Origin of the sequence: Chlorogloeopsis fritschii PCC 6912 (genome assembly GCF_000317285.1) — a bacterium.
GTDB lineage: Bacteria > Cyanobacteriota > Cyanobacteriia > Cyanobacteriales > Nostocaceae > Chlorogloeopsis > Chlorogloeopsis fritschii.
The window spans coordinates 21,920-42,920 of the sequence record NZ_AJLN01000102.1 but is presented as its reverse complement, the minus strand read 5'-3'; the positions used below and the strand labels follow the sequence as shown (position 1 = coordinate 42,920).

Genomic DNA, 21,001 nt, shown 5'->3' with positions numbered 1-21,001 from the left:
GCGCGTTGCCCAGAGAAGCGCCGTGCGGGGGTTCCCCCCGTTGAGGCGACTTCGGAGGGTTCCCCCCGTTGAAGCGACTGGCGTCAACTGGCGTCGGGTTAAGCGCGTCGAGTGCGACTGCCGTGCGGGTTTTATTGATTAACTTTGGGTTAGAATTGACGATTTATCTTCTAAACCCGCCCGTACAGTAGTTAGTGATTTACCACTATCCACTATCCACTAAGATATTAAAGCTGAAAGCCCAAAGTCTATTGATGTCGCTGCGTCACAATCAGGAGTGTGTGAATGTACGAAAAAATTACCCCCCCCTCAACTGGATCAAAAATCACCTTCAACAACGGTGAGCCGATTGTTCCTGACAATCCCATTATCCCGTTTATTCGCGGCGACGGTACTGGTATTGATATTTGGCCTGCTACCCAAAAAGTGCTTGATGCTGCTGTGGAAGTGGCATACAAGGGCAAGCGTAAAATTAGCTGGTTCAAGGTATACGCAGGTGATGAAGCTTGTGAATTATACGGTACTTATCAGTATTTACCACAGGATACTTTAACGGCAATTCAAGAATATGGTGTTGCTATTAAAGGGCCGTTGACAACTCCAATCGGCGGTGGCATTCGTTCGCTCAATGTTGCTTTACGGCAAATTTTTGACCTTTATGCTTGCGTGCGTCCTTGTCGGTATTATGCAGGTACGCCTTCTCCTCATAAGAACCCAGAAAAACTCGATGTGATTGTTTATCGAGAAAATACGGAAGACATTTATTTGGGGATTGAGTGGCGGCAAGGTAGCGAAATTGCCAATACTTTAATAGAGTATCTCAACAAAGAACTCATCCCTGCTACGCCAGAACATGGTAAAAAGCAAATCCCCCTAGACTCTGGCATTGGTATTAAACCTATCAGTAAAAATGGTTCCCAGCGTTTAGTACGGCGTGCCATCAAACACGCTCTGCAGTTACCCAAGCATAAACAGATGGTGACTTTAGTCCACAAGGGCAATATTATGAAGTACACCGAAGGTGCTTTCCGCGATTGGGGTTACGAACTGGCAACAAGCGAGTTTCGGCAAGAGTGCGTCACAGAGCGGGAATCTTGGATTTTGGGCAACAAAGAAAAAAATCCCGATCTGACTCCACAAGCAAACGCCCGGATGATCGATCCTGGGTTTGATGCCTTGACTGAAGAGAAAAAAGCTCAAATTGTCAAGGAGGTGGAAACAGTTCTTAATTCAATTTGGGAAACGCACGGAAATGGCAAGTGGAAAGACAAAGTAATGGTAAACGATCGCATCGCCGATAGTATTTTCCAACAAATCCAAACCAGACCGGATGAATATTCTATCCTGGCGACGATGAATTTGAATGGTGATTACTTGTCTGATGCGGCGGCAGCAATTGTTGGTGGATTGGGCATGGGGCCGGGTGCTAATATTGGCGATCAATGCGCTGTTTTTGAAGCTACCCACGGTACGGCACCAAAACACGCAGGGCTGGATAGAGTTAATCCTGGCTCGGTGATTTTGTCTGGTGTGATGATGCTGGAATATTTGGGATGGCAAGAAGCAGCGGACTTGATTAAGAAAGGTTTAGGAGATGCGATCGCCAACCGTCAGGTTACCTATGACTTGGCACGGTTAATGGAACCACCAGTCGAACCCTTGAAGTGTTCTGAATTTGCCGAGGCGATCGTCAAGCACTTTAGTTAATAAAATTAAACTCCTCAGACTTCGGTTGCAAGTGTTCAGATCCCCGACTTTTTTAAAAAGTCGGGGATCTATAACAAACAGACTTAGGGAAGAAGTTTATTAGCTACTTCAGTCAGCGTTTATTCCATTGCTGTTAGCTGCGTGGATTGCCAACAGTGTCTCTACCAACTTCTTTTGCGTAGCTACCAGCATCTTGGGCGTTTTCCTTGATATTTTCAAGCCCTTTTCTGGTTCCTCTAGCAAAGTCTTCAGCAGTTCCTTGAGCTTTTTCTCCTACATCTTCAGCTTTCTGCTGAATATTTCTGCCTAATTTTCCTGCATCTGAACCAACCCGACGAACGAGTTCAGATGGGTTGCTTGATTGCCTTTCTGATTGCAATTGTTCAGAATTTTCCTTGAGAAACTCAGCTCTTGCTTTTGCTTGGCTAGCTGCTCCCTTGGATCTGGGATCTACATCGCTATCGCTAAAGTTGTTCATTCCGCCTTCAGGAGGATTGAGGACATTATCCCCTTTGGGAACATACAGTTCCGAATTAGGTCTAACGCCAGGCTGGGAAGCTTGGCGGGGCTGTACACCATTTTGTCCGGGCAGTGTTGCACCAGCGCTATTACAAGCTTGGGTAAAGAATAGTAGAATTCCTGCTACAAAAACCAGGAGAATTTGGCGTAGGTTCACTTTTTTGATCCAAGTAATTACTTTGTTCATTATGCAACTCCTTGCAGTTATTTGACGAAGTTAAAAGTTAAGCATTACCAATTCAAAATCTTGAAATTTGAGATTTTGGATTAGCATTAAATCTGAAAAGTTGGGACAAAAAATTACTTACCTTTATTTGCTATCTACCCACAGCTGGATTTTTTTGTAATTCAGGTCTAGCACCAGCCTCATCTGCTTTTTCTTTCAAAAAACCAGAGGCTTCTTGAACTGCCTCTTTAACAGTCTCAAGTCTGTCTTTAACTCTTTCGCCTACATTGGATTCGTATTGAATTTGTCCACCAGGCTCAGACTTTTGAAAATCTTTTTCAGATTTGATTGGCAATTCACCTTCTTTGTATGCTCTGCCTACAGGAGTTTCTGCACCTGGATAAAGCAGTTCTTCGCTATTGGTGGCAGCAATTAGTTGTTGTGAATTTAGCTGCAAACTAGCTTGATCGCGTCCAGACTTGGACATTTTCAAGTTTGTGTACTTGTCTCCACCATTTTTGTAGGGATTATTTGCGCCACCAGCTTGCACGGGTGGGTTATTGGGATTTGCTGCGTTAGGGTATGGCTTACTACAAGCAGTACTAACTATCAACAATAATCCTGCCAAAAACACAGTTAATATCTGGCGAATTTGCAGTTTCTTTAAAAGAGCAGTTAAACTGTTCACCAATTCCTCCTTTATACTCCAAACAAGCTTCAGCGCTGAGATTTTATTATGATTCAGCCAGCCAAAATTTTCTTGCTGGATTTAATTGATTAGAAACAACAATCGATTTTTAAGAATACGTAATAAAAAGGAAACTTTTCCTCTAGCCGAAGTCACATTCTCGGTTGTAATAGAGTGTTATTTTTCTCTTACTTAAGAGAGATATAAGTTTATATAATTAACTTTTGATGTTAGTTATTGAATCTTAAATTATTAAAATTAATGTTATGACTTAACTGAGAAGTTTGCTGAAAAATTGTCAATAACGAGTAAGAATGAGAGCAAAAATTTTAAAAGAATATATTTTTTATATTTATTTCAAATGTGAAAATCGAGATGCGCAGATTCCCGACTTCTTTAAGAAGTCGGGGATCTTGATACTGCTATACCCATGAAAAGTTTGGGAAATATTACTGACATAACATATGATTTGAGGTGTTCAACTATAAGAGTCGCTGCTCAGTTAAATCACCACAATGATCAAGAAAATTTTACGCTGGCTAATTTTGGGTGGAACATTATTTTTTTTGGCGACAGCTTTAAAAAATAACTGGCAAGAAATTTCTGCCATTCACATCGATGCCGCAGGATGGGCAATTATCGCGATCGCTACGGGTGTCACTTTACTGGCGCATACTTGGGCTGGTTGGATATGGACTTGGATTCTCAAAGATTTAAATCAATCTGTGCAGTCTTCTTTGTTTATCTATGTTTATTTAAAAACTAACATTGCTAAGTATTTGCCTGGAAATGTTTGGCATTATTACGGGCGAATTATGGCAGCGAAAAATGCAAATATTTCGACTAGTGCAGCTACTCTTAGCGTATTACTAGAACCATTACTAATGGCAGCAGCAGCTTTAATTATTGTCTTGCTTGGCGGTTTTGTAGTTACAATTAATACGAGTACGACTGTACGAGTAGTGCAAATAATTGGTTTGGTTTTAGTGCTTTGTGCGATTCATCCCCGTTTTTTGAACCCATTAATTCGCCTGTTGCACCGTTTGAAAACCAAAAAATCTGATACTGCTACCTCAAATGTTAATTTAGGCATGAAAAACTATCCCCTGCAACCTTTATTAGGAGAATTAGGTTTTTTGGGATTGCGTAGTAGTGGGTTTATTTTAACTTTATATGCCCTGAGTCCTTTGAATTGGAGTCAAATTCCTGTATTGCTGGGGGCTTTTAGTTTTGCTTGGTTGCTAGGCTTAGTTGTTCCGGGTGCGCCGGGTGGGTTAGGTGTGTTTGAAACAACAGCGATCGCACTATTACAGAATTATTTTCCTGTGGCGGTAGTAATAAGTGCAACAGGTGTATATCGATTGATCAGTATTGTAGCTGAAACTAGTGGTGCAGTTCTAGCTTCTCTAGACGAGCGCTTCTTTGAATAAACAAAAAATACAGATCCCCAACTTTTCTAAAAAATCGGGGATTTTAGAAAGCATTTCATTAATCTTCCCTGCATCTGTGTGTCTTCTTTCTTATTGTGCATCTGCCTTTAATTGAGAAAACACACGGTAAGCATCCGGGTTAAACTGGGGTTCGCAAGCGTGCTGATCTTCTTCAACCTTAATCAAGTTATACTCAACATTTTCTGCATAAATAGCAAATGTAATCCTAAAAATTTCAATAAAATTTATCAACCACTTACATTCTTCTTCTGAATGCTGTTCATAGTGACGAATTAAATGAGCTATACGAGCTTCTAGATGACTGCGAGAATTTGGACAAATGAAAATAATTTTCAGTAATACAATTACTAAAGTTAGAGGATGTCCTTGGGAAAGTAATAAAACAAACAAAGGTGAAGGTTCTTGCTTATTTTCTATTGTGAGATAATCAATAACTCGATTACAAGTTCTTAATAATAAGTCTTTATCGATAATATCTTCATCATATTCTGACTTCCAACTCAATATTTTATCTAATAGTTGTTGGTTTAAGGTTTCTATAAACTGTTGTTGTTGAACAGAAAAAATTAGATATTTTTGTAAACTTTTTTTAAAACTACTAAAAGTTTGATTTGCAGTTTGTTTCAGAAATATATTAGCAATATTCTCGTAACTGAAGACACCTTTTTTGACAACAATTGCTTTGATTAAACGTAACAACTCATCTCCCAATATACTTGGATTTTGGTAGCGTGTTTTACCAGAAGTATTGGACTGAGAACGAGCAATATACATTGCTAGCTCAAATTTATATTTATCTTTTAGTTGTTTGGAAGCTTTTCTTGCTGCTTCTTGTTGTTCTTGAGAATTATTGTTATCGACAGATTGAGCTACTAATAAATAAGAAGTATAGCGATTGCTCCAGTGATTTTTAGTTTTATCTTCATTTCTAGAGGCAAATAATTTGAGTTCTTGAAAATCCTGACTTTTAATAAAATTTTTGATCCAGTTTCGGTGAATACTATTTTTTCTATTATTTTTTTCTTGTCTGTTTGATTTATAGTCAATAAAAAGTTGAACTAGTTCTTGAATGTATTTATATTTGCGATGATTTTCCCAATTATTCACTAATATATAGCAACAACGTTTAAGAGTGTTGCGAAAATCTTGCTCATTATCAATAAGATTCAAAAGCCTATAGATTCCTGGTGCAGAATCTAAACTTACTGAATCCAAATTTTCTAGAAATAAACGTTTAAATTCCCGCAAAACATCTTCAGGAGACCATACTTTTACAATTTCGATCAAAAAAATGTAAATTTTCTCCTGTACAACTTGTATATCTGAATTTTTTAATTTCTCTTTAAAAAGAGGCTGTTCATCATGAATACTTTGTAAACTATTTGCGGTCATTCTAAGTTTAAGTTTCAAAAATAGCGTAGTTATATTTTCATTAGCTTAACTCTACTCAACAAGAGTATCAATCTACTCTTAAATAATTAAACTTTTTCTTCATAAAGAATTGATATACAGAGTTATATACTGAAGTATATAAAGTATTTTATTACTAGCAATCTAAGTAAAAAGGCATAATGTATCAAAAAATACTTTTATCTAGTCCTCAGTTTCTAATCTCTAGCCCATATTTTCAGTTGTGTACTTACAGTATAGATGGCACTTTTTGGAGCAGTAGGAAACAAATCTTAAATAACTAAACATATGTCTAAAACTCCCTATTTGGGCTGTAACGGTTATGCTGAATCTATGTGGTAGCAAGCATTCTTTCTCTTGCCTTGACTCCACACTGTAGTAGCAAAACTACCTGATTGCACTCTCGTCAGAGAATGCAACACCAGAGAGGATATAAGTGCATAAAAGAGGTAAACAGAAGGTGTTAAAGACACTTTTGGTAATTGCCATCGGTTTCTTGCCGTCTCTATTCTCGCTGTGGTTGATGCGTAAAACCCGGAATAGAACACGTTTGCTGCTCAGACGTACTGCTGTAGCTTTGCCGATGGAGCAGTTTCGGATACATACCAGAACCGATGAGGGCGATCGCTATTACCTAGAAGGAGTGGGTTACCTGATTGGCGATATTAGCTGTCGATATAATGCTCGTTCTGGGTATTTGCGCTGTGCCGTTAATCCCAATGGCCCGTGTGAGAATTGCCGTTATTATGAACCTAGAGACTTCACAAATAGTGACAAAACTCTTAAATAAATTTTTCCCGCTCAGGAGTTGCTCTCAAAAGAGAGTTTGGGAGAAGTCGTGGTTACAAACAGTTTACTTTTCTCTTCACTTACGAACTTTTTCTGTTGCACGATTTAGATGCATCACGCCACGACATCATTCTTTTGCTAATGGTAATTCTTAACTTTTATTTACAATATTAGTAGTCTTACAGAAGACATATATTAAATTATCAAATAATATACCTAAATACAATCTATTGATTGATAAATAAAATTTTCAGACAACAAAAATACGACTATATGACAATCTATTTTTATAACACTCGCGAACAATATGGCTGTTTCTCTAATTTCTCATACCACGGCTTCGAGTTAGATAGTTTATATTGGTATACGAGCGAACACTATTTTCAAGCCCAAAAATTTGTTGAAACACCCCATTTAGAAGAAATTCGTCTTGCAAAAACACCAAAGGATGCAGCGAGAATGGGACGAGATCGGAAGCGCCCCTTGCGTGCAGACTGGGAACAAGTCAAAGACGATATTATGCGAAAAGCAGTGTTACGCAAGTTTGAAATCCATACTGATATTCGAGAAATTTTACTTTCTACAGGTGATGAAGAAATTGTAGAAAATTCCCCGATTGATTTTTATTGGGGTTGTGGTGCTAATGGTAGTGGTAAAAATATGTTAGGAATAATTTTAATGGAAGTTCGAGAAATATTGCATGAGCGCTCACAACAATAAGTGTTGAAATAAGTTATGTTTTATTAAATAGTATTTCTAAAGTATTCTTTAGCAATAGAGTTTAAATTTTAATTATATTTTGTAGACGAAGGTAAGGCTTTAGCCTCCGGAGTACCTGGATATCACACTACCCATTGGTTGTAAGAAGAAAGATAAAATTAAGCAGATATCAATGACAGATAATTTCAAGTATGATTTTTAGTAAGATGTAAATTGAGAAACGTATGAAATATTACAAATGGTTTTGGGATGAACCCTTAGGTGGGGAATTCGATGCTTGGGGTACTAGTACTTACTTTTTTGAAATTCGTGATAATTTCTACGCAACTCGGCAGATAGAAGTGTATGAAAACGGAAATGTTTTATTTTACGATAAAGCTCATTTTTGGGATGATTATGGAATGCTTTGTGATAAACCAATAGGTAAAGAGGAGATGCAAGAATTTGAAATTACAAAAGCAGAATTTGAAGATGTTTGGCAGACAAAGATACCAACAAATAGATGAAAGCAGCTTAAATAAAGTAGTTAATTGTTAATCGTTAATTGCTATTAACTATTAGCAGTCAGTTTTCGTGACTCCAACATCTTTTTGCTGTCCAGTGGCGATCACTTGATTGATAAACCTCTACTCCTTGCAAGTCTACCAGAGAAATCAACTGTTTCACTTCATCTAAAGTCAATGCCGCATTGAGAGAATCGCGGAATAATTTTTTCTGATGCTCGTTGTATTCTTTACCAATACTGTCAACTAAAGCATTCATTGTGGCTTCATCGGCAGGGCGAAATAAATCGCGGAGAAAAATACCGCCGTTGGGTTTCAATACGCGCTTGATTTCGGAAAAAAAGGATAGGGGATCGGGTAAATGATGGATAAGGCTATTCGACACAACCAAATCGAACTGTCTATCTGCATAAGGTAAATGTTTGGCATCCACTAGTTCCAGACGAATTTGCGACTGTAAACCAGCGTGCTTGATGTGGTGAGAGGCAATTTGCAGCATACTTTCAGCTAAATCAATAGCGATAATTTGCCATTGCGATCGCATCTGACACATTAAAATTGGAATACGGCTAGTTCCGGTACCAGCGTCTAATACCAAAGCATATTCTGTTGGGGCAAGAGCGATCGCTTCTTCGGCAAAAGCAGCATTTACCTCAGTGAAGTCCATTTCATCATACTCAATAGCTTCTTCGAGGCAATCCATCACTTCTGGTTCTAAAACTCTATCCATAGTTAGTAGGGGCGGTTTTTTTGATAATTTTGCCGTTCAAACAGATAATTTATCTTCTAAACCCGCCCGTACAGTGGTTAGTTGTTAGTAGGGGAGCCAGTGCGCCTTTGGGGGTTCTCCCCCATTGTCGCAACTGGCGTGCGGGTTTTGTTGAGTATCTTTTGTTAAAACCGAGAATTTATCTTCATAAACCTGCCCATACTACTCCTGTTGTGCTCGTCATTTCCTCATCTCTCCATTCCCTGCTCTATGAATGATGTATACAACTTCTAGGGAAGACTAAATACATATCACCAAAATTAATTAGAAAAAGGTTGATGTGGAAAGGCGGATTTCATCCTAACTCGAAACACGCACTTTTTTTACAACTACTTAGAAACCTACCTCAAACACAGCAAGCGCGGTAAAATTAGCCAAAAATTTAAAGAATGTTCACAAGCAGTACTCCAAATCCACAGGAGCAAGACGATTGTCAATCGGAAGCATTTAGGCTATGGCAACAAGGTGTTCAACAGCAACAAGCAGGTGAATTAGCTGTTGCTATGAAGTCGTTGCAACAGTCATTGGTGTTATTTCAGACAGTTCGAGATTGCCAAAAACAAGCACAAGTACTTTGTTGTTTAGCTTTGGTTGCATACACTTTAGGAGACTACGAAGGTGCAATTTCCTATTCTCACGAGTGTTTATCTTTGGCACAAGATATAAAAGATTTACAGATGCAGGTGCAGGCATTGTCCCATTTAGGCAACGCCTATCGTCATTTAGGAGATAATCATAAAGCCATTGAGTCTTTACAAGTATGTTTGCAGGTAGCCCAGCAGTTACAAGATGAGCGAAGTCAAGTCGCAGCACTAAACAACCTGGGATTAGTTTATAAAGCTTTGAACGATATACCCCAAACTATTGAATTGCAGCAGCAAAGTCTAAAAATTATACGACAACTCCAAGACCACTGTGGCGAGGAACAAGTGCTAAAGAATTTAGGCAATTGTTGTTATGCTTTAGGGTACTATGCAAAGGCGATCGACTACTACGAGCAGTGTCTTGCGATCGCACGCTCTCTAAATCACAGCCGCAGCGCCATTCAGCTACTTAAAAATCTAGGTAATGCTTGCCATGCTATGGGCGAATATAGCAAAGCAATTGTGCACCATGAGGAACGTTTGCAATTAGCTCAACAAATCCAAGACACACGTACTCAAGAACAGTGTTTAGACAGTTTAGGAATTACTTGTGAAACTTTGGGAGATTATACCAAAGCAATAATTTATTATGAAAAACGTTTAGAGTTAGCTAGGAGTCTTAATCGTCGTAGCAACGAGCAACAAATTCTTGCTAGTCTCAAAGTAGCTTGCTACGCCTTAGGAGATTATGTCAAAGCGATGGAATACCAACAGCAGATGAAGTAGAAATATCACCACTAGCATAGATAATAATCACTGCTCCTTGTTATAACATAACTTCATTACAATCTAAATATTTAATTTAGATTTGACAGCTAGCGCTTACATTTAGTATTCAAAGTTTCATGAGTAGCGAACAACAACTAAGCCTTTTTGAAGAATCCAATTCCAATCAAAAAGAACTGATTCCCACAGACAGTAAAATTCCTATTCCTTCTGGCACCTATGCCAATATGACCGAATTGGCACAGCATTGCAACCAGTGTCATCGCTGTGAATTGGGAAAAACTCGTACTCATGCCGTTGTCGGTAGGGGCAACCTTGAAGCAAAAATCATGGTTATAGGGGAAGCTCCAGGACAAAATGAAGACGAAACAGGGTTACCATTTGTCGGGCGAGCGGGACAACTTTTAGAAAAAATCTTGGCTTCTGTAAAACTAGATACAGAAAAAGATGTATACATTTGCAATATCAATAAATGCCGTCCGCCTAATAACCGAGTTCCTACCAATGAAGAGATGGAGGCTTGTAAGCCTTATTTATTAGAACAAATTCGCCTAGTTGCTCCCAAAATTATTTTATTGACGGGTGCTACTGCTGTAAAAGGACTACTTGGCGATAAACGAGGGATTACTAAGATTCGTGGAACTTGGATGGAGTGGGAAGGGCATTTGTGTATGCCAATTTTTCACCCTTCTTATTTGTTGCGTAATCCTTCTCGCGAAGTTAATAGCCCCAAATGGTTAATGTGGCAAGATATTCAAGCTGTACGTGCCAAATATGATGAAATTTGCCAAAACAGCTAACAATTTACTGTTTTGAGAGTAAAATACCGCTCTTGTCTTGAGCTTGGGGTACAAGAGCGGAGTATTTATACTAAATCCGCCTTCACAACCACTCTTTGCCTTGGCGACTGGAAGTCGCAGCTAAACAAACAAAGTCCGCCTACGTGGACTAAAGAATTAAAGAGGGTAATTTAACCGGATTTGGTATTACCTAGACTAATGCCGTAACTTTCTCCACCAAGCCAGCAAATAACTTCAATCCATCCGTATTGCCTAGCATTGAATCTGCTGCTCTTTCTGGATGCGGCATCATCCCCAAGACGTTGCCCTCAGGATTGCAAATTCCAGCAATGTTTCTCACTGAACCGTTAGGGTTATCTTGCACGTAGCGGAAGACAACTTGACCGTTATCTTCAAGTTTTGATAGAGTCGCCTTATCAGCGTAAAATCTTCCTTCCCCGTGAGCTATGGGCAATTGAATCACTTCACCAGCAGAATAAGTTTGTGTCCAAGGTAAATCGTTACGCTCAACTTTTAGGGAAACGCGATCGCAGATAAAATGCAAATCTCGATTTCTTACCAATGCTCCCGGTAGAAGCCCAGCTTCAGTTAATACTTGAAAGCCGTTACAAATACCAAGAACAAATTTACCCTTTTGAGCGTGTTCGATAACTTGTTGCATTACGGGTGAAAACCGAGCGATCGCGCCACAACGCAAATAATCTCCATAGCTAAAACCACCAGGGATAATTACTACATCCAAATCCGCAATATCCGTTTCTTGATGCCAAATCATCCGAGTTGGTTGTCCCAGCAAATCTCTGGTAACGTAAGCAACATCGCGATCGCAATTAGAACCTGGAAAAACAACAACACCGAATTTCATTTTTGGTTCAGAGTTAGTGGTTAATAAGGGTATAGGTGATTGGGGATTGGGGATTGGGTACTGGTGATTAGGGATTGGGTAATTAAATTTTGGATACTTCGACAAGCTCAGTACAAGTTTTGAATTTACGATTTTGGATTGGAATTTAATCTAAAATCCAAAATCTAAAATTTCTAGCCCCTATACCCTATCCCCTATCCCCTATCCCTTAATACACTCCCGTCTGGGATTCTACCTCAATCAAATCAAACTTATAATTTTCAATTACCGGATTTGCTAACATTTGGTCACACATCTGATTCAAATCTTTACGAGCGGAAGTTTCATCCGGTGAAATAACATTCAATTCAATGTATTTACCAATCCGCACTTGTTCAACATTATCGTATCCCAACTGTTTTAGCCCAGATTGTACTGCTACTCCAGCAGGATCTAAAACTGAAGGACGGAGGGTAACTAAAATTTTAGCTCGATACTTCCTTTGCACTGACTTTTCCTGAACACTGCGATCGCTATACTATATCTTTCTGTTGCAACTGAGCGACAATACTATTAAAGAGCAATTAGCCTTAAGCTATAAGCTTGCCAAAATATACAATCTGAACGAGATTAGCGTTCTGTTTAAAATAGCTATGAAATCCGCGCACACCCGCTCTCAAGAGCGTATTCTTAACCTTCTCAAAACCCTCAAACAAGGCATTTCTGCCCAAGATATTTACGTAGAATTACGTAATCGCAACCAAAGTATGGGTTTGGCAACTGTTTACCGCTCCTTAGAAGCTTTAAAGCTGGAAGGCTTAGTGCAAATGCGGACATTAGCTAACGGCGAAGCTCTTTACAGTTTAATACAGCAAGACAAACACCACCTCACCTGTTTGCAATGTGGCACTTCTATTCCGATTTATCAATGTCCAGTCCATGAACTAGAAGCACAATTACAAACCAACCATAATTTTAAAATTTTTTACCACACTTTAGAATTTTTTGGCTTGTGCAGACAATGTCAAATAGCTCAAGCTGCTGGAGAGTAGGGGGATCAATCAGTGAACAGTTAACAGTTAACAGTGAAAAAACTGATAACTGATAACTGATAACTGATACCTCAACCCAAACGATTGTTACTTCCTGGTGAAACTTGGCTGTCTAGTATCGGGTGATCTGTGGAAACATCGGAGACTATGGAGCGTATACCTTCCAAAGTAGCGGGAATAGTGCGCGGATCCATAAACATGACTTTACTGCTATCGCTCTTACCAATAGTCGCACCCATATCTAGATAACCCAATGCCAACAGTATTTCTAAAGCTTGCTGGGCACTAGGACTAGTTTTGATTTTTTGAGCAATGATATCGGCAGATTCAGCAATTGCCTGGGCTTTGAGAACTTGCTGCTGGCGTTCAGCTTGGGCTTTGAGAATAAGCGCTTTTTGTTGAGCCTCTGCTTCCAAAATCACTGCTTTTTGACGTGCTTCTGCTTCTAGAACTTGGGCTTCTGCTTTTCCTTTAGCACTATTAACAGCAGATTCTCGTTCACCCTCAGAAGTTAAAATCGCTGCCCGCTTGCGGCGTTCTGCTGACATTTGTAATTCCATAGATTGCTGCACTTCCTGAGACGGAAGAATGTCCCGCAGTTCCACCCGCGTCACCTTCACTCCCCAGGGATCGGTAGCAATATCCAAATCCCGCAACAGAAGTTCATTTACTTCCGAACGAGCTGTAAAGGTTTCATCTAGTTCCAGTTTGCCCATTTCAGCGCGAATTTGCGTCATCACCAAATTCACCATCGCCGCTTGGAGATTTTCCACTTTGTAGTAAGCTTTCTCCATATCGACGATACGCCAATACACCACTGCATCAACAACAATCTTGACGTTATCGCGGGTTATACATTGTTGTGGTGGAATATCTAAAACTTTCTCGCGGATCGTTTCACGGTAAACGACTCGATCAATAAAAGGAACAACAAAGTTCAGCCCTGGTTCTAACTTTTTATCAAAGCTACCCAAGCGTTCTACCAAAGCTTCATTGCCTTGATTTACTACTTTCACAGAACCCGCTATGGCAGAACCGCCCAAAACTAAACTAATTAGGAATAATATACCTTCCATAAATTTATCCCCGGATTTTTTAAGTAGGTGATATAAAGAAAATATTCTTTCCGTGATGGCTGTTAGTAGGGGCGGGTTTTATTGATGATTTGTGGGTGCAAACCGACTATTTATCTTCTAAACCCGCCCGTACAGTAGTTGGTTGTTTACCACTAACCACTATCCACTATCCAGTAACTATTGAATTGAAGAATATTCTGGCATCACAATTAAAGTTGTACCTTCGCGCCTGACTACATAAACTCGTTGATGGGATGCGATCGCCAAATGATCGTCAAAACATCGGGCGCGCCAAGAATTGCCTTCGTATAGCACTCGCCCTGTTTTCCCGGCTGGTATCTCTGTTAAAGTTTCGGCTAAAACTGCATCCTGAATTTTTGATTTTGCTCGCCGTGGTTTCACAAACCGACGGCAAACCAAAATTAACACCACGGAAAGTAGTAGCCAAACCACCACTTGCAGCCATAACTTCCCTAAAATCACCCCAGAGAGTAACGCGACTACGAAGGCGCTAATTCCCATCATGAAAGCTACAAAAGCTGTTGGCAGCAACAGTTCCATTAAACATAAACCTGCTCCTAACACGAGCCAGATTATGGTAGAACTGGATATTGATGTTGCAGTATAAATTGGCATAGCGCCATCCTAGACACTACATTTGCGTAAATGTATTTCTGTTTTCAAATACAGACATACACTAACTATTTCCATAAATCGGAAGCTAGAATTTTTACGTAAGTTTTGGTTACTTTAAGTAATCAGTGTTGAATCGAAAACAGCTAAATCCAGTCTAATCTAACCATTTAGTCTTTGACAGCTAGATTTAATCGAACTTCACCTATCCATTTATTCGGATATTTACACCTGCATGATTTCTACCGAGCAGTTAATTTATTGTCCAAATCCCACCTGTGCTAACCCCATTAATCCTGTGGGTAACAGTCTTTGTGGAAGTTGTCAAACTCCATTAATTAAGCGCTATCTCTGGGCAGTGGGTGAATTTCCCACCAAAATTTCACCTGGAGAAATGGTAGCAGAACGGTATGAGGTAATTGCACCCCAAATCTGGCTAGATACTCAACCGGGAAAACTACCAGAAATCCCAGAAGAAATATCAGATGAAGTTATTCCTTACCTGCGCTTATATCCACAGCGATTGCACTTACCACAAATTTATGGATGTGTTCGCTCCCTAGCAAAAGACGGAGCTGATATTCTCTTGCTGGAAAACGCGCCTGTAGATGAGGTGGGAAATCTTTACCCAGCGATCGCTTCTTCATGGCAGCAAGCAACAGCAATTAGACAAGTTTACTGGCTATGGCAAATTCTACAACTATGGACGCCTTTATCAGAATTGGGAGTTGCAGCGAGTTTACTCAAACCAGACAATTTACGAGTGCAAGGTTGGTGTGTGCGGCTATTGCAACTTCAGCAGTCAAAAACAACAAAAAAGCCTAGTTTACAGGATCTGGCAGAGTGTTGGCAGCCTTGGGTAAATGTTGCCAAAACGCAAGTCGCAGTGGCGTTGGAGAAAATAGTCCGACATATGAGTAATCCTGACGCTGACTTGGTGGCAATTTCTACTCAACTCAATACTTTGTTACTGGCAGCTGCCGCCCAATTACCCTTAACTCCAAAAATGGCAGGTGCAACTGATATTGGTTCGCAAGAACTGACTCAAAATGAAGATTCTTGTTTTCCCACTGCCAATGATTCAATAGAAGATCCTTTACTGTTGCAAGCAGCGATTATTTGCGATGGTATTGGTGGACATGAAGGTGGTGAAGTTGCAAGTCTTTTAGCAATGCAATCTTTAAAATTGCAAATCCGCGCTTTAATCAAAGATATAGCCGAACAAACAGAAATTGTACCGCCCGATGTTGTACAAAAACAACTAGAAGCTAGTTTGCGAGTTGTAAATAACGTAATTTGCAACTGTAATAACGAGCAAAAACGCGGAGGTACCCAACGCATGGCAACAACTGTTGTCATGGCAGTGCAAGTGCCGCAAAATATCCGCACCACTTCTGGCTCGCAGTCAGAAAATTCCCATGAACTTTACTTAACGAGCATCGGTGATAGCCGTGCTTACTGGATTACTTGTAACTACTGTCAACAACTTACAGTCGATGATGATGTAGTTGCGCGGGAAGTAAGTAATGCTCGCAGTTTTTATCACAAAGCGCTACAACGCCCAGATGCCAGTGCCCTTACTCAAGCATTGGGGACAAAAGATGGAGAATTTCTCTGTCCTTGGATTCAACGCTTAATTATCGAAGAAGATGGCATATTGCTATTGTGCTCTGATGGTTTCAGTGACAATAATTTGGTAGAACAGTCTTGGCGAGATTATGCTTTACCAGCACTCACAGGTGAATTTTCTCTAGAAGACGCTCTCTACTCTTGGGTGAAACTAGCTAGTGAGAAAAATGCTCACGATAATATATCACTGGTTCTAATTCATTACCGTGTTTCCCCAGATTATCCGGTTCTAGTTACTAGTAGGCGATCGCAAATCGAAATTGTCGAAGAAAAGAAAGTAGAAATCGTCACAGAAACACAACTAGAAACAGCAGCAGAACCCGAATTAGCAGAAAGTTCCCAGTTCCTATTAGATTTAGATATTTCGGAACCTGCTACAGCCACAGCAGCCCAAACCCCTATCAAAAGTAAACCTCGTCAGCATAAACCAAAGTTTATGCTGATAGGATTGTTGGTTGTATTACTAGGAGGTACAACAGTAGGATTCTATGCTTGGTCGCAATTTCATGCACAATCGTTCCAGCAACTGTGCCGCCAACTTCCTCAAATAACGCGGCAACTTTGTATGCCTCAAAAGTAAAATTTTCAGTAGGATTAAAGCCTTGCAAAAAGTAGTAATGCTCTGGTAGAGTGATCGAGGTTAGGTATTTAAACCAAAGCAAATATTTATAATGATGTTAATTAACTATCTCTATATTATAGAGCAGTTAATTCACAAAAGATGCTAGAGACTTTCAAGTCTGTGAATGGATACAGCTATGCTAGACCAGTAAGGTGCTTTCTATTTCAGAATACTTTTTATGTGAATATTTCTTAACAGGTATATTATCATTGATAATAAGTATCAAGTTAATAGCAAGCACATATAGGTTTGTAAATCTACTTGTTGTTTAACCTTTATATAATTATAATCGCCGTGGAAGAACTTATGGAAGCTGTAGAAAGAATTCTACAAGATAAGTCTCTCAGTTCCATTCAGCGGTTTGTGCTTCATGAATCGTGGTTGGGCAAAACTTATAGTCAAATGGCTCAGATATCGGGCTATCGGAGCCACTACATTAAAGAAGTTGGCTCTCAGTTATGGCAAGATCTTTCTGAAGCACTTGGAGAGAGGGTGACAAAAAAAAATCTACATCTAGTCTTAAGCAAAAAGCTGCAAGACAGAATAGAACCGCAAAAAAATCAGCTCTTACAGAATTTTCAATTAGATTATAGTTCAGAAAATGAATTTTCAGACCTAGTATCAGCTAGTAAAATGGGCTTTTTCAGCGGCCCTGTGCCTCTAGATTCTCCTTTTTACATCAATCGCCCTCCACTTGAAGAACTTGTTTGTAACGAAATTAAGCAACCTGGGTGCTTAATCCGAATCGAAGCACCCAGGAAGATGGGAAAAAGTTCGCTGCTCAACCGGATGCTTACTCATGCTAAGGAGTGGGGTTATCAAATTGCCTATTTAGACTTTCAAGAAGCTGATGAAGACGTTTTTGCTTCGCTTGATAAATTTTTGCGTTGGTTCTGTATAAATGTTAGCAGGCAGTTGAATCTCTTCCCCTGTCTAGATGATTTTTGGAATACCCAGATGGGCAGCAAAGTTAGCTGCAAAATCTATTTTGAGGAATATCTGCTGCAATACATTGATAATAGTCCTGTCGTCTTAACTTTAAATGAGCTTCATCGGGTTTTTGAACATCCCAACATTGCCCAAGACTTTTTGCTCATGCTGGGATTTTGGCACGAGGTAGCAAAGCAGGATCAAACTTGGCAAAAATTGCGGATAGTATTAGTCCACACAACAAAAATTTATGTTCCGCTCAAGCTCAACCAGTCTCCTTTAAATCTGGGGGTAACAGTTCCAATCCCACCATTTACCCTAGAGCAGGTACAGAATTTAGCAAAGTGTTATGGGCTAGACTGGGCAGCAGATCAAGAAGGGGCACAACGCCTTGCTCCCCTACAAGCAATGATAGGAGGACATCCCTATTTAGTGAACCTTGCACTTTATCATCTGCATCGCGGGAAAATAACACTAGAGATGCTAATAAAAACAGCTCCAACTTCAACTGGAATTTATAGTCAACATTTCAGAGAATTGTTATCCCTACTCCAAGCTGAACCACAATTGCTCTGGGCTATGCAACAGATTGTTGCTGCTGATGATAGAGTGCAACTAGACGTGATCGCGGCTTATAAGCTCGAAAGCCTGGGTTTAGTCAAACTAGATGGCAACCAAGCTCGTCTCAGTTGCGAGTTGTATCGTCTTTATTTTAGCCAGCAGTTTGGCAAGCAAAATAAGGCCAATGCTCTCTCAAAACTATCGGGGCAAGAACAAAAAGAATACTCGCTTACACTCTAAAACCAATCTAATTAGTCAGTTTCTCTGAGTAATTTTGCAGGGTTAATATTTTTTGGTGCCTCTCTTCAAGTTTTCAGTCGTTTGCGAAGGGCAAACCTCTCACAGCGCTGTCTTACAGTGTCAGCTTTAACCTGTTAATTTTTACAGGTAGCAAGGACGAAGGAATTGCTATTCATATCAAAGGATAGGTGATTGAAAACAGGTTTTGCATATTATATAAATTGATATTGTAATCACTTTTAAACATTTATAAGATTGACATATTGGTTTCTAATACTTAGACTTAGAAACGCAGTCTTTGAACAATAATACTAATTTAGCTATCTCGTATGTATTTATTATAATTATAATTATTGAGTTTAAGGATTTTACGGCATCATTAAAGAACTTTCATCAGAAATGGAGTATTTATTTTTAGCTTAATAGATTGTTGAAATCAATGCAACTAAACCAATAAAAGCAATAAATAGGGTACTGAACAAAAGACAAAGCTTAATTTCAAGAATTATAATTTTTTTTAATTTAACCATTTTATCTGAATTTAATATAATGTTTTATTATTTTTATATGGAATAATTTTCAGTTATGTAGCAAAAAAATAATATACAAATATATTATTTATTAATTAACAGTTTTTCTTGATAATCAAAATCTCAGTAACTAAACAAAATTAATTACAAACTCTCTACGTTTTTGTTCACTGTTAAGAGTTCTTTTCACTCCACCCGTAACTTTAATTTTGCCTAACCACTGATGTCAGCCTCAAGAAAACAAATTTATTGATTTTGAAAATATCATGTGGAAATTGAATACTGTCAGCACTGCTAATATATTAGGTTTTTTAGCTTTGTTTAGTTATATTTTAACTATACTTCCTACTTGCCTAAAAGTAGTCTTTCCATCTACTAGAAAAACTAAAATCCCAGTTCTTTTATTGAAATTTAGACGCCAATTAGGTATTTTGGCATTTATATTAGCCCTTGGACATGGCTGGATATTGATAATTAAAAGAAATTTAGATTTTCTTGATTTGAAAACTTATACAATCTACATACAAGGAATTTCAACATTTATTATATTCATTTTTTTAGCTGCTACATCTAATAATTGGAGCGTAAAGAAGCTCAAGAAAAATTGGTGCCGATTACACCAGTTAACATACTTGGCAATGTTTTTATTAGCTTGGCATATCTGTGACAAGATGTTTGGTCAGTGGAGCCTTATAACTCCACTGGCAATTATTAGTATTTTCGTAATAATTGTTTTATTTTTAACCAGGCGGTATTTGGAGTGTCAAGACAAATATTCTCAGATGAAAAAGTTTAAATAATTTATTAAATAAAAATATTCGATTATTCATTAACTATGGCTCGTCCTAATATTCAATATTCTTCAATTTATCTTATATTTTCGTTATTGTTCATGTCTCTATCTTTTGCCTTGACAAAAGAAAATTTTATCAACAAAATCTCTTTAATTTTTCCAAAAATATCAAATCAAAATGAGCGTACTTTGGATGCTCGTTCTATATGGATTTATTCAATTGCTATCAGCCCCAACGGACAAACAATTGCTAGTGGTGGCTATGACAAGAATATCAAAATTTGGAATCTAAGTACTGAAAAATTAGTTCATACTTTTAGGGGGCATGGAAATACAGTCGATTCTATCGCCATTAGTAACAATGGAATGATTCTTGCTAGTGGTAGTTGGGATCATCAAGTTAAATTATGGAATCTAAAAACAGGTAAACTGATCCGTACTTTATCTGGACATACAGACGATGTTAAGTCTGTAGCCTTCAGCCCAGATGGAAAAACTTTAGCTAGTGGTAGTTGGGACAATACAGTTCAGCTTTGGGATGTAGAGACAGGAACGAAGCTTCACAATTTCAAACTTTTAAGTGCAGTAAGAACAGTTGCTATAAGTCCAGATGGGCAATTTATTGCCATTGGTTGTGAAGATGGAAAAATAATAATTTGGCAATTGAGTAATGCTCAAATGAGAAGCTCAATAGCTGCTCACGATCGCGCAGTATTCTCTTTAGACTTCAGTTCTGATGGACAAACGCTAGCAAGTGGTAGTCAAGACAAAACAATTAAGTTGTGGAATTTAAAAACTGGACAATTGCTTCGCACTTTAAAAGGACATAATCAAGCAGTTTTCTCTGTAAGTTTTAGCCCCAACAAAGAAAATCTTGCTAGTGGTAGCTATGACCAAACGATTAAGCTGTGGAATATAACAACCGGGCAATTAGTTCGCACTTTAGAAGGACATCATAAGGCAGTTCGGTCTGTAGTTTTTACCCTGAATGGACAGAATCTTGTTAGTGGTAGTGCCGATGATACTATCAAAATTTGGCAGTTATCTTCCAATTAAAATCAGATATAAATAAAATAAAAAACCCTTACATTGTAAGGGTTTTTAGATATAAATACAAGAGAAGATGAATGTGTCAGGTAGCCTAATCATTTAGATAATTTACATCTTCTATCTCCAGATAGTTTTGATGCGTCAATTAT

Annotated in this window: 20 protein-coding genes; 12 read left to right on the top strand and 8 right to left on the bottom strand. The window is 38.7% G+C overall.

What is annotated here, in order from left to right:
• The first annotated feature begins 285 nt into the window (after positions 1 to 285).
• Positions 286 to 1,707: an NADP-dependent isocitrate dehydrogenase gene (locus UYC_RS0121335; RefSeq protein ID WP_016875275.1), complete on the top strand. Its 1,422-nt coding sequence runs from the start codon at positions 286 to 288 to the stop codon at positions 1,705 to 1,707.
• Positions 1,708 to 1,840: 133 nt separating this feature from the next.
• On the opposite strand, the gene UYC_RS0121330 is transcribed toward UYC_RS0121335, so the two are convergent.
• Both UYC_RS0121330 and UYC_RS0121325 read right to left on the bottom strand, forming a co-directional pair.
• Positions 1,841 to 2,413 (bottom strand): DUF6658 family protein, encoded by a 573-nt coding sequence (locus tag UYC_RS0121330; RefSeq protein ID WP_016875276.1) that lies wholly within the window; start codon positions 2,411 to 2,413, stop codon positions 1,841 to 1,843.
• Between the two features lie 130 nt (positions 2,414 to 2,543).
• On the bottom strand, positions 2,544 to 3,080 hold the full coding sequence (locus UYC_RS0121325) for a DUF6658 family protein (protein ID WP_016875277.1): 537 nt from the start codon (positions 3,078 to 3,080) through the stop codon (positions 2,544 to 2,546).
• Positions 3,081 to 3,595: 515 nt separating this feature from the next.
• On the opposite strand from UYC_RS0121325, the gene UYC_RS0121320 reads away from it, so the two are divergent.
• Positions 3,596 to 4,510 carry a lysylphosphatidylglycerol synthase domain-containing protein gene (locus UYC_RS0121320; protein ID WP_016875278.1) on the top strand — a complete coding sequence of 305 codons (915 nt, stop codon included), beginning with the start codon at positions 3,596 to 3,598 and terminating at the stop codon, positions 4,508 to 4,510.
• A gap of 90 nt (positions 4,511 to 4,600) precedes the next feature.
• Here UYC_RS0121320 and UYC_RS0121315 read toward each other — a convergent pair whose 3' ends face one another.
• Positions 4,601 to 5,923 (bottom strand): hypothetical protein, encoded by a 1,323-nt coding sequence (locus UYC_RS0121315; RefSeq protein WP_016875279.1) that lies wholly within the window; start codon positions 5,921 to 5,923, stop codon positions 4,601 to 4,603.
• 478 nt (positions 5,924 to 6,401) lie between these two features.
• Here UYC_RS0121315 and UYC_RS35690 point away from each other — a divergent pair, with 478 nt between their 5' ends.
• From UYC_RS35690 to UYC_RS0121305, 3 genes are all read left to right on the top strand, one after another.
• Positions 6,402 to 6,731 (top strand): DUF6464 family protein, encoded by a 330-nt coding sequence (locus UYC_RS35690; protein WP_200862392.1) that lies wholly within the window; start codon positions 6,402 to 6,404, stop codon positions 6,729 to 6,731.
• Positions 6,732 to 7,003: 272 nt separating this feature from the next.
• A complete protein-coding gene (locus tag UYC_RS0121310; protein ID WP_016875281.1) occupies positions 7,004 to 7,450 on the top strand; it encodes an NADAR family protein in 447 nt (148 codons plus the stop codon).
• A gap of 224 nt (positions 7,451 to 7,674) precedes the next feature.
• Entirely contained in the window at positions 7,675 to 7,956 is a 282-nt protein-coding gene (locus tag UYC_RS0121305) for a hypothetical protein (RefSeq protein ID WP_016875282.1), read from the top strand.
• A gap of 58 nt (positions 7,957 to 8,014) precedes the next feature.
• On the opposite strand, the gene UYC_RS0121300 is transcribed toward UYC_RS0121305, so the two are convergent.
• Positions 8,015 to 8,683, bottom strand: coding sequence for a class I SAM-dependent methyltransferase (locus UYC_RS0121300; protein ID WP_016875283.1), 669 nt, complete (start codon positions 8,681 to 8,683; stop codon positions 8,015 to 8,017).
• Positions 8,684 to 9,111: 428 nt separating this feature from the next.
• Here UYC_RS0121300 and UYC_RS0121295 point away from each other — a divergent pair, with 428 nt between their 5' ends.
• Both UYC_RS0121295 and UYC_RS0121290 read left to right on the top strand, forming a co-directional pair.
• On the top strand, positions 9,112 to 10,092 hold the full coding sequence (locus UYC_RS0121295; protein WP_016875284.1) for a tetratricopeptide repeat protein: 981 nt from the start codon (positions 9,112 to 9,114) through the stop codon (positions 10,090 to 10,092).
• A 119-nt stretch (positions 10,093 to 10,211) separates the two neighbouring features.
• A complete protein-coding gene (locus UYC_RS0121290) occupies positions 10,212 to 10,892 on the top strand; it encodes a uracil-DNA glycosylase (RefSeq protein ID WP_016875285.1) in 681 nt (226 codons plus the stop codon).
• A gap of 190 nt (positions 10,893 to 11,082) precedes the next feature.
• On the opposite strand, the gene purQ is transcribed toward UYC_RS0121290, so the two are convergent.
• Both purQ and purS read right to left on the bottom strand, forming a co-directional pair.
• Entirely contained in the window at positions 11,083 to 11,757 is a 675-nt protein-coding gene (gene purQ, locus UYC_RS0121285; protein WP_016875286.1) for a phosphoribosylformylglycinamidine synthase subunit PurQ, read from the bottom strand.
• Between the two features lie 208 nt (positions 11,758 to 11,965).
• A complete protein-coding gene (gene purS, locus UYC_RS0121280) occupies positions 11,966 to 12,244 on the bottom strand; it encodes a phosphoribosylformylglycinamidine synthase subunit PurS (protein WP_016875287.1) in 279 nt (92 codons plus the stop codon).
• Between the two features lie 145 nt (positions 12,245 to 12,389).
• Between purS and UYC_RS0121275 the strand changes: the two genes are divergently transcribed.
• The gene (locus UYC_RS0121275; RefSeq protein ID WP_026087493.1) at positions 12,390 to 12,788 is read left to right on the top strand and encodes a Fur family transcriptional regulator; all 399 of its coding nucleotides are present in this window, start codon (positions 12,390 to 12,392) and stop codon (positions 12,786 to 12,788) included.
• A 71-nt stretch (positions 12,789 to 12,859) separates the two neighbouring features.
• Here the strand turns inward: UYC_RS0121275 and UYC_RS0121270 are convergent, their stop codons facing one another.
• Together UYC_RS0121270 and UYC_RS0121265 are read right to left on the bottom strand one after the other, a co-directional pair.
• A complete protein-coding gene (locus UYC_RS0121270; RefSeq protein WP_016875289.1) occupies positions 12,860 to 13,864 on the bottom strand; it encodes an SPFH domain-containing protein in 1,005 nt (334 codons plus the stop codon).
• Positions 13,865 to 14,041: 177 nt separating this feature from the next.
• Positions 14,042 to 14,500, bottom strand: a complete 459-nt coding sequence (locus UYC_RS0121265; protein WP_026087494.1) for an NfeD family protein — start codon at positions 14,498 to 14,500, stop codon at positions 14,042 to 14,044.
• 232 nt (positions 14,501 to 14,732) lie between these two features.
• Between UYC_RS0121265 and UYC_RS0121260 the strand changes: the two genes are divergently transcribed.
• The 4 genes from UYC_RS0121260 to UYC_RS0121245 all read left to right on the top strand — a co-directional run bounded on the left by UYC_RS0121260 (position 14,733) and on the right by UYC_RS0121245 (position 20,858).
• Complete coding sequence (locus UYC_RS0121260) at positions 14,733 to 16,706, top strand: PP2C family protein-serine/threonine phosphatase (RefSeq protein ID WP_016875291.1); 1,974 nt, start codon at positions 14,733 to 14,735, stop codon at positions 16,704 to 16,706.
• Positions 16,707 to 17,054: 348 nt separating this feature from the next.
• Entirely contained in the window at positions 17,055 to 18,479 is a 1,425-nt protein-coding gene (locus UYC_RS0121255) for an AAA-like domain-containing protein (RefSeq protein ID WP_016875292.1), read from the top strand.
• A gap of 796 nt (positions 18,480 to 19,275) precedes the next feature.
• Entirely contained in the window at positions 19,276 to 19,809 is a 534-nt protein-coding gene (locus UYC_RS0121250; RefSeq protein WP_016875293.1) for a ferric reductase-like transmembrane domain-containing protein, read from the top strand.
• 92 nt (positions 19,810 to 19,901) lie between these two features.
• Positions 19,902 to 20,858, top strand: a complete 957-nt coding sequence (locus tag UYC_RS0121245; protein WP_016875294.1) for a WD40 repeat domain-containing protein — start codon at positions 19,902 to 19,904, stop codon at positions 20,856 to 20,858.
• The last annotated feature ends 143 nt before the right edge of the window (positions 20,859 to 21,001 follow it).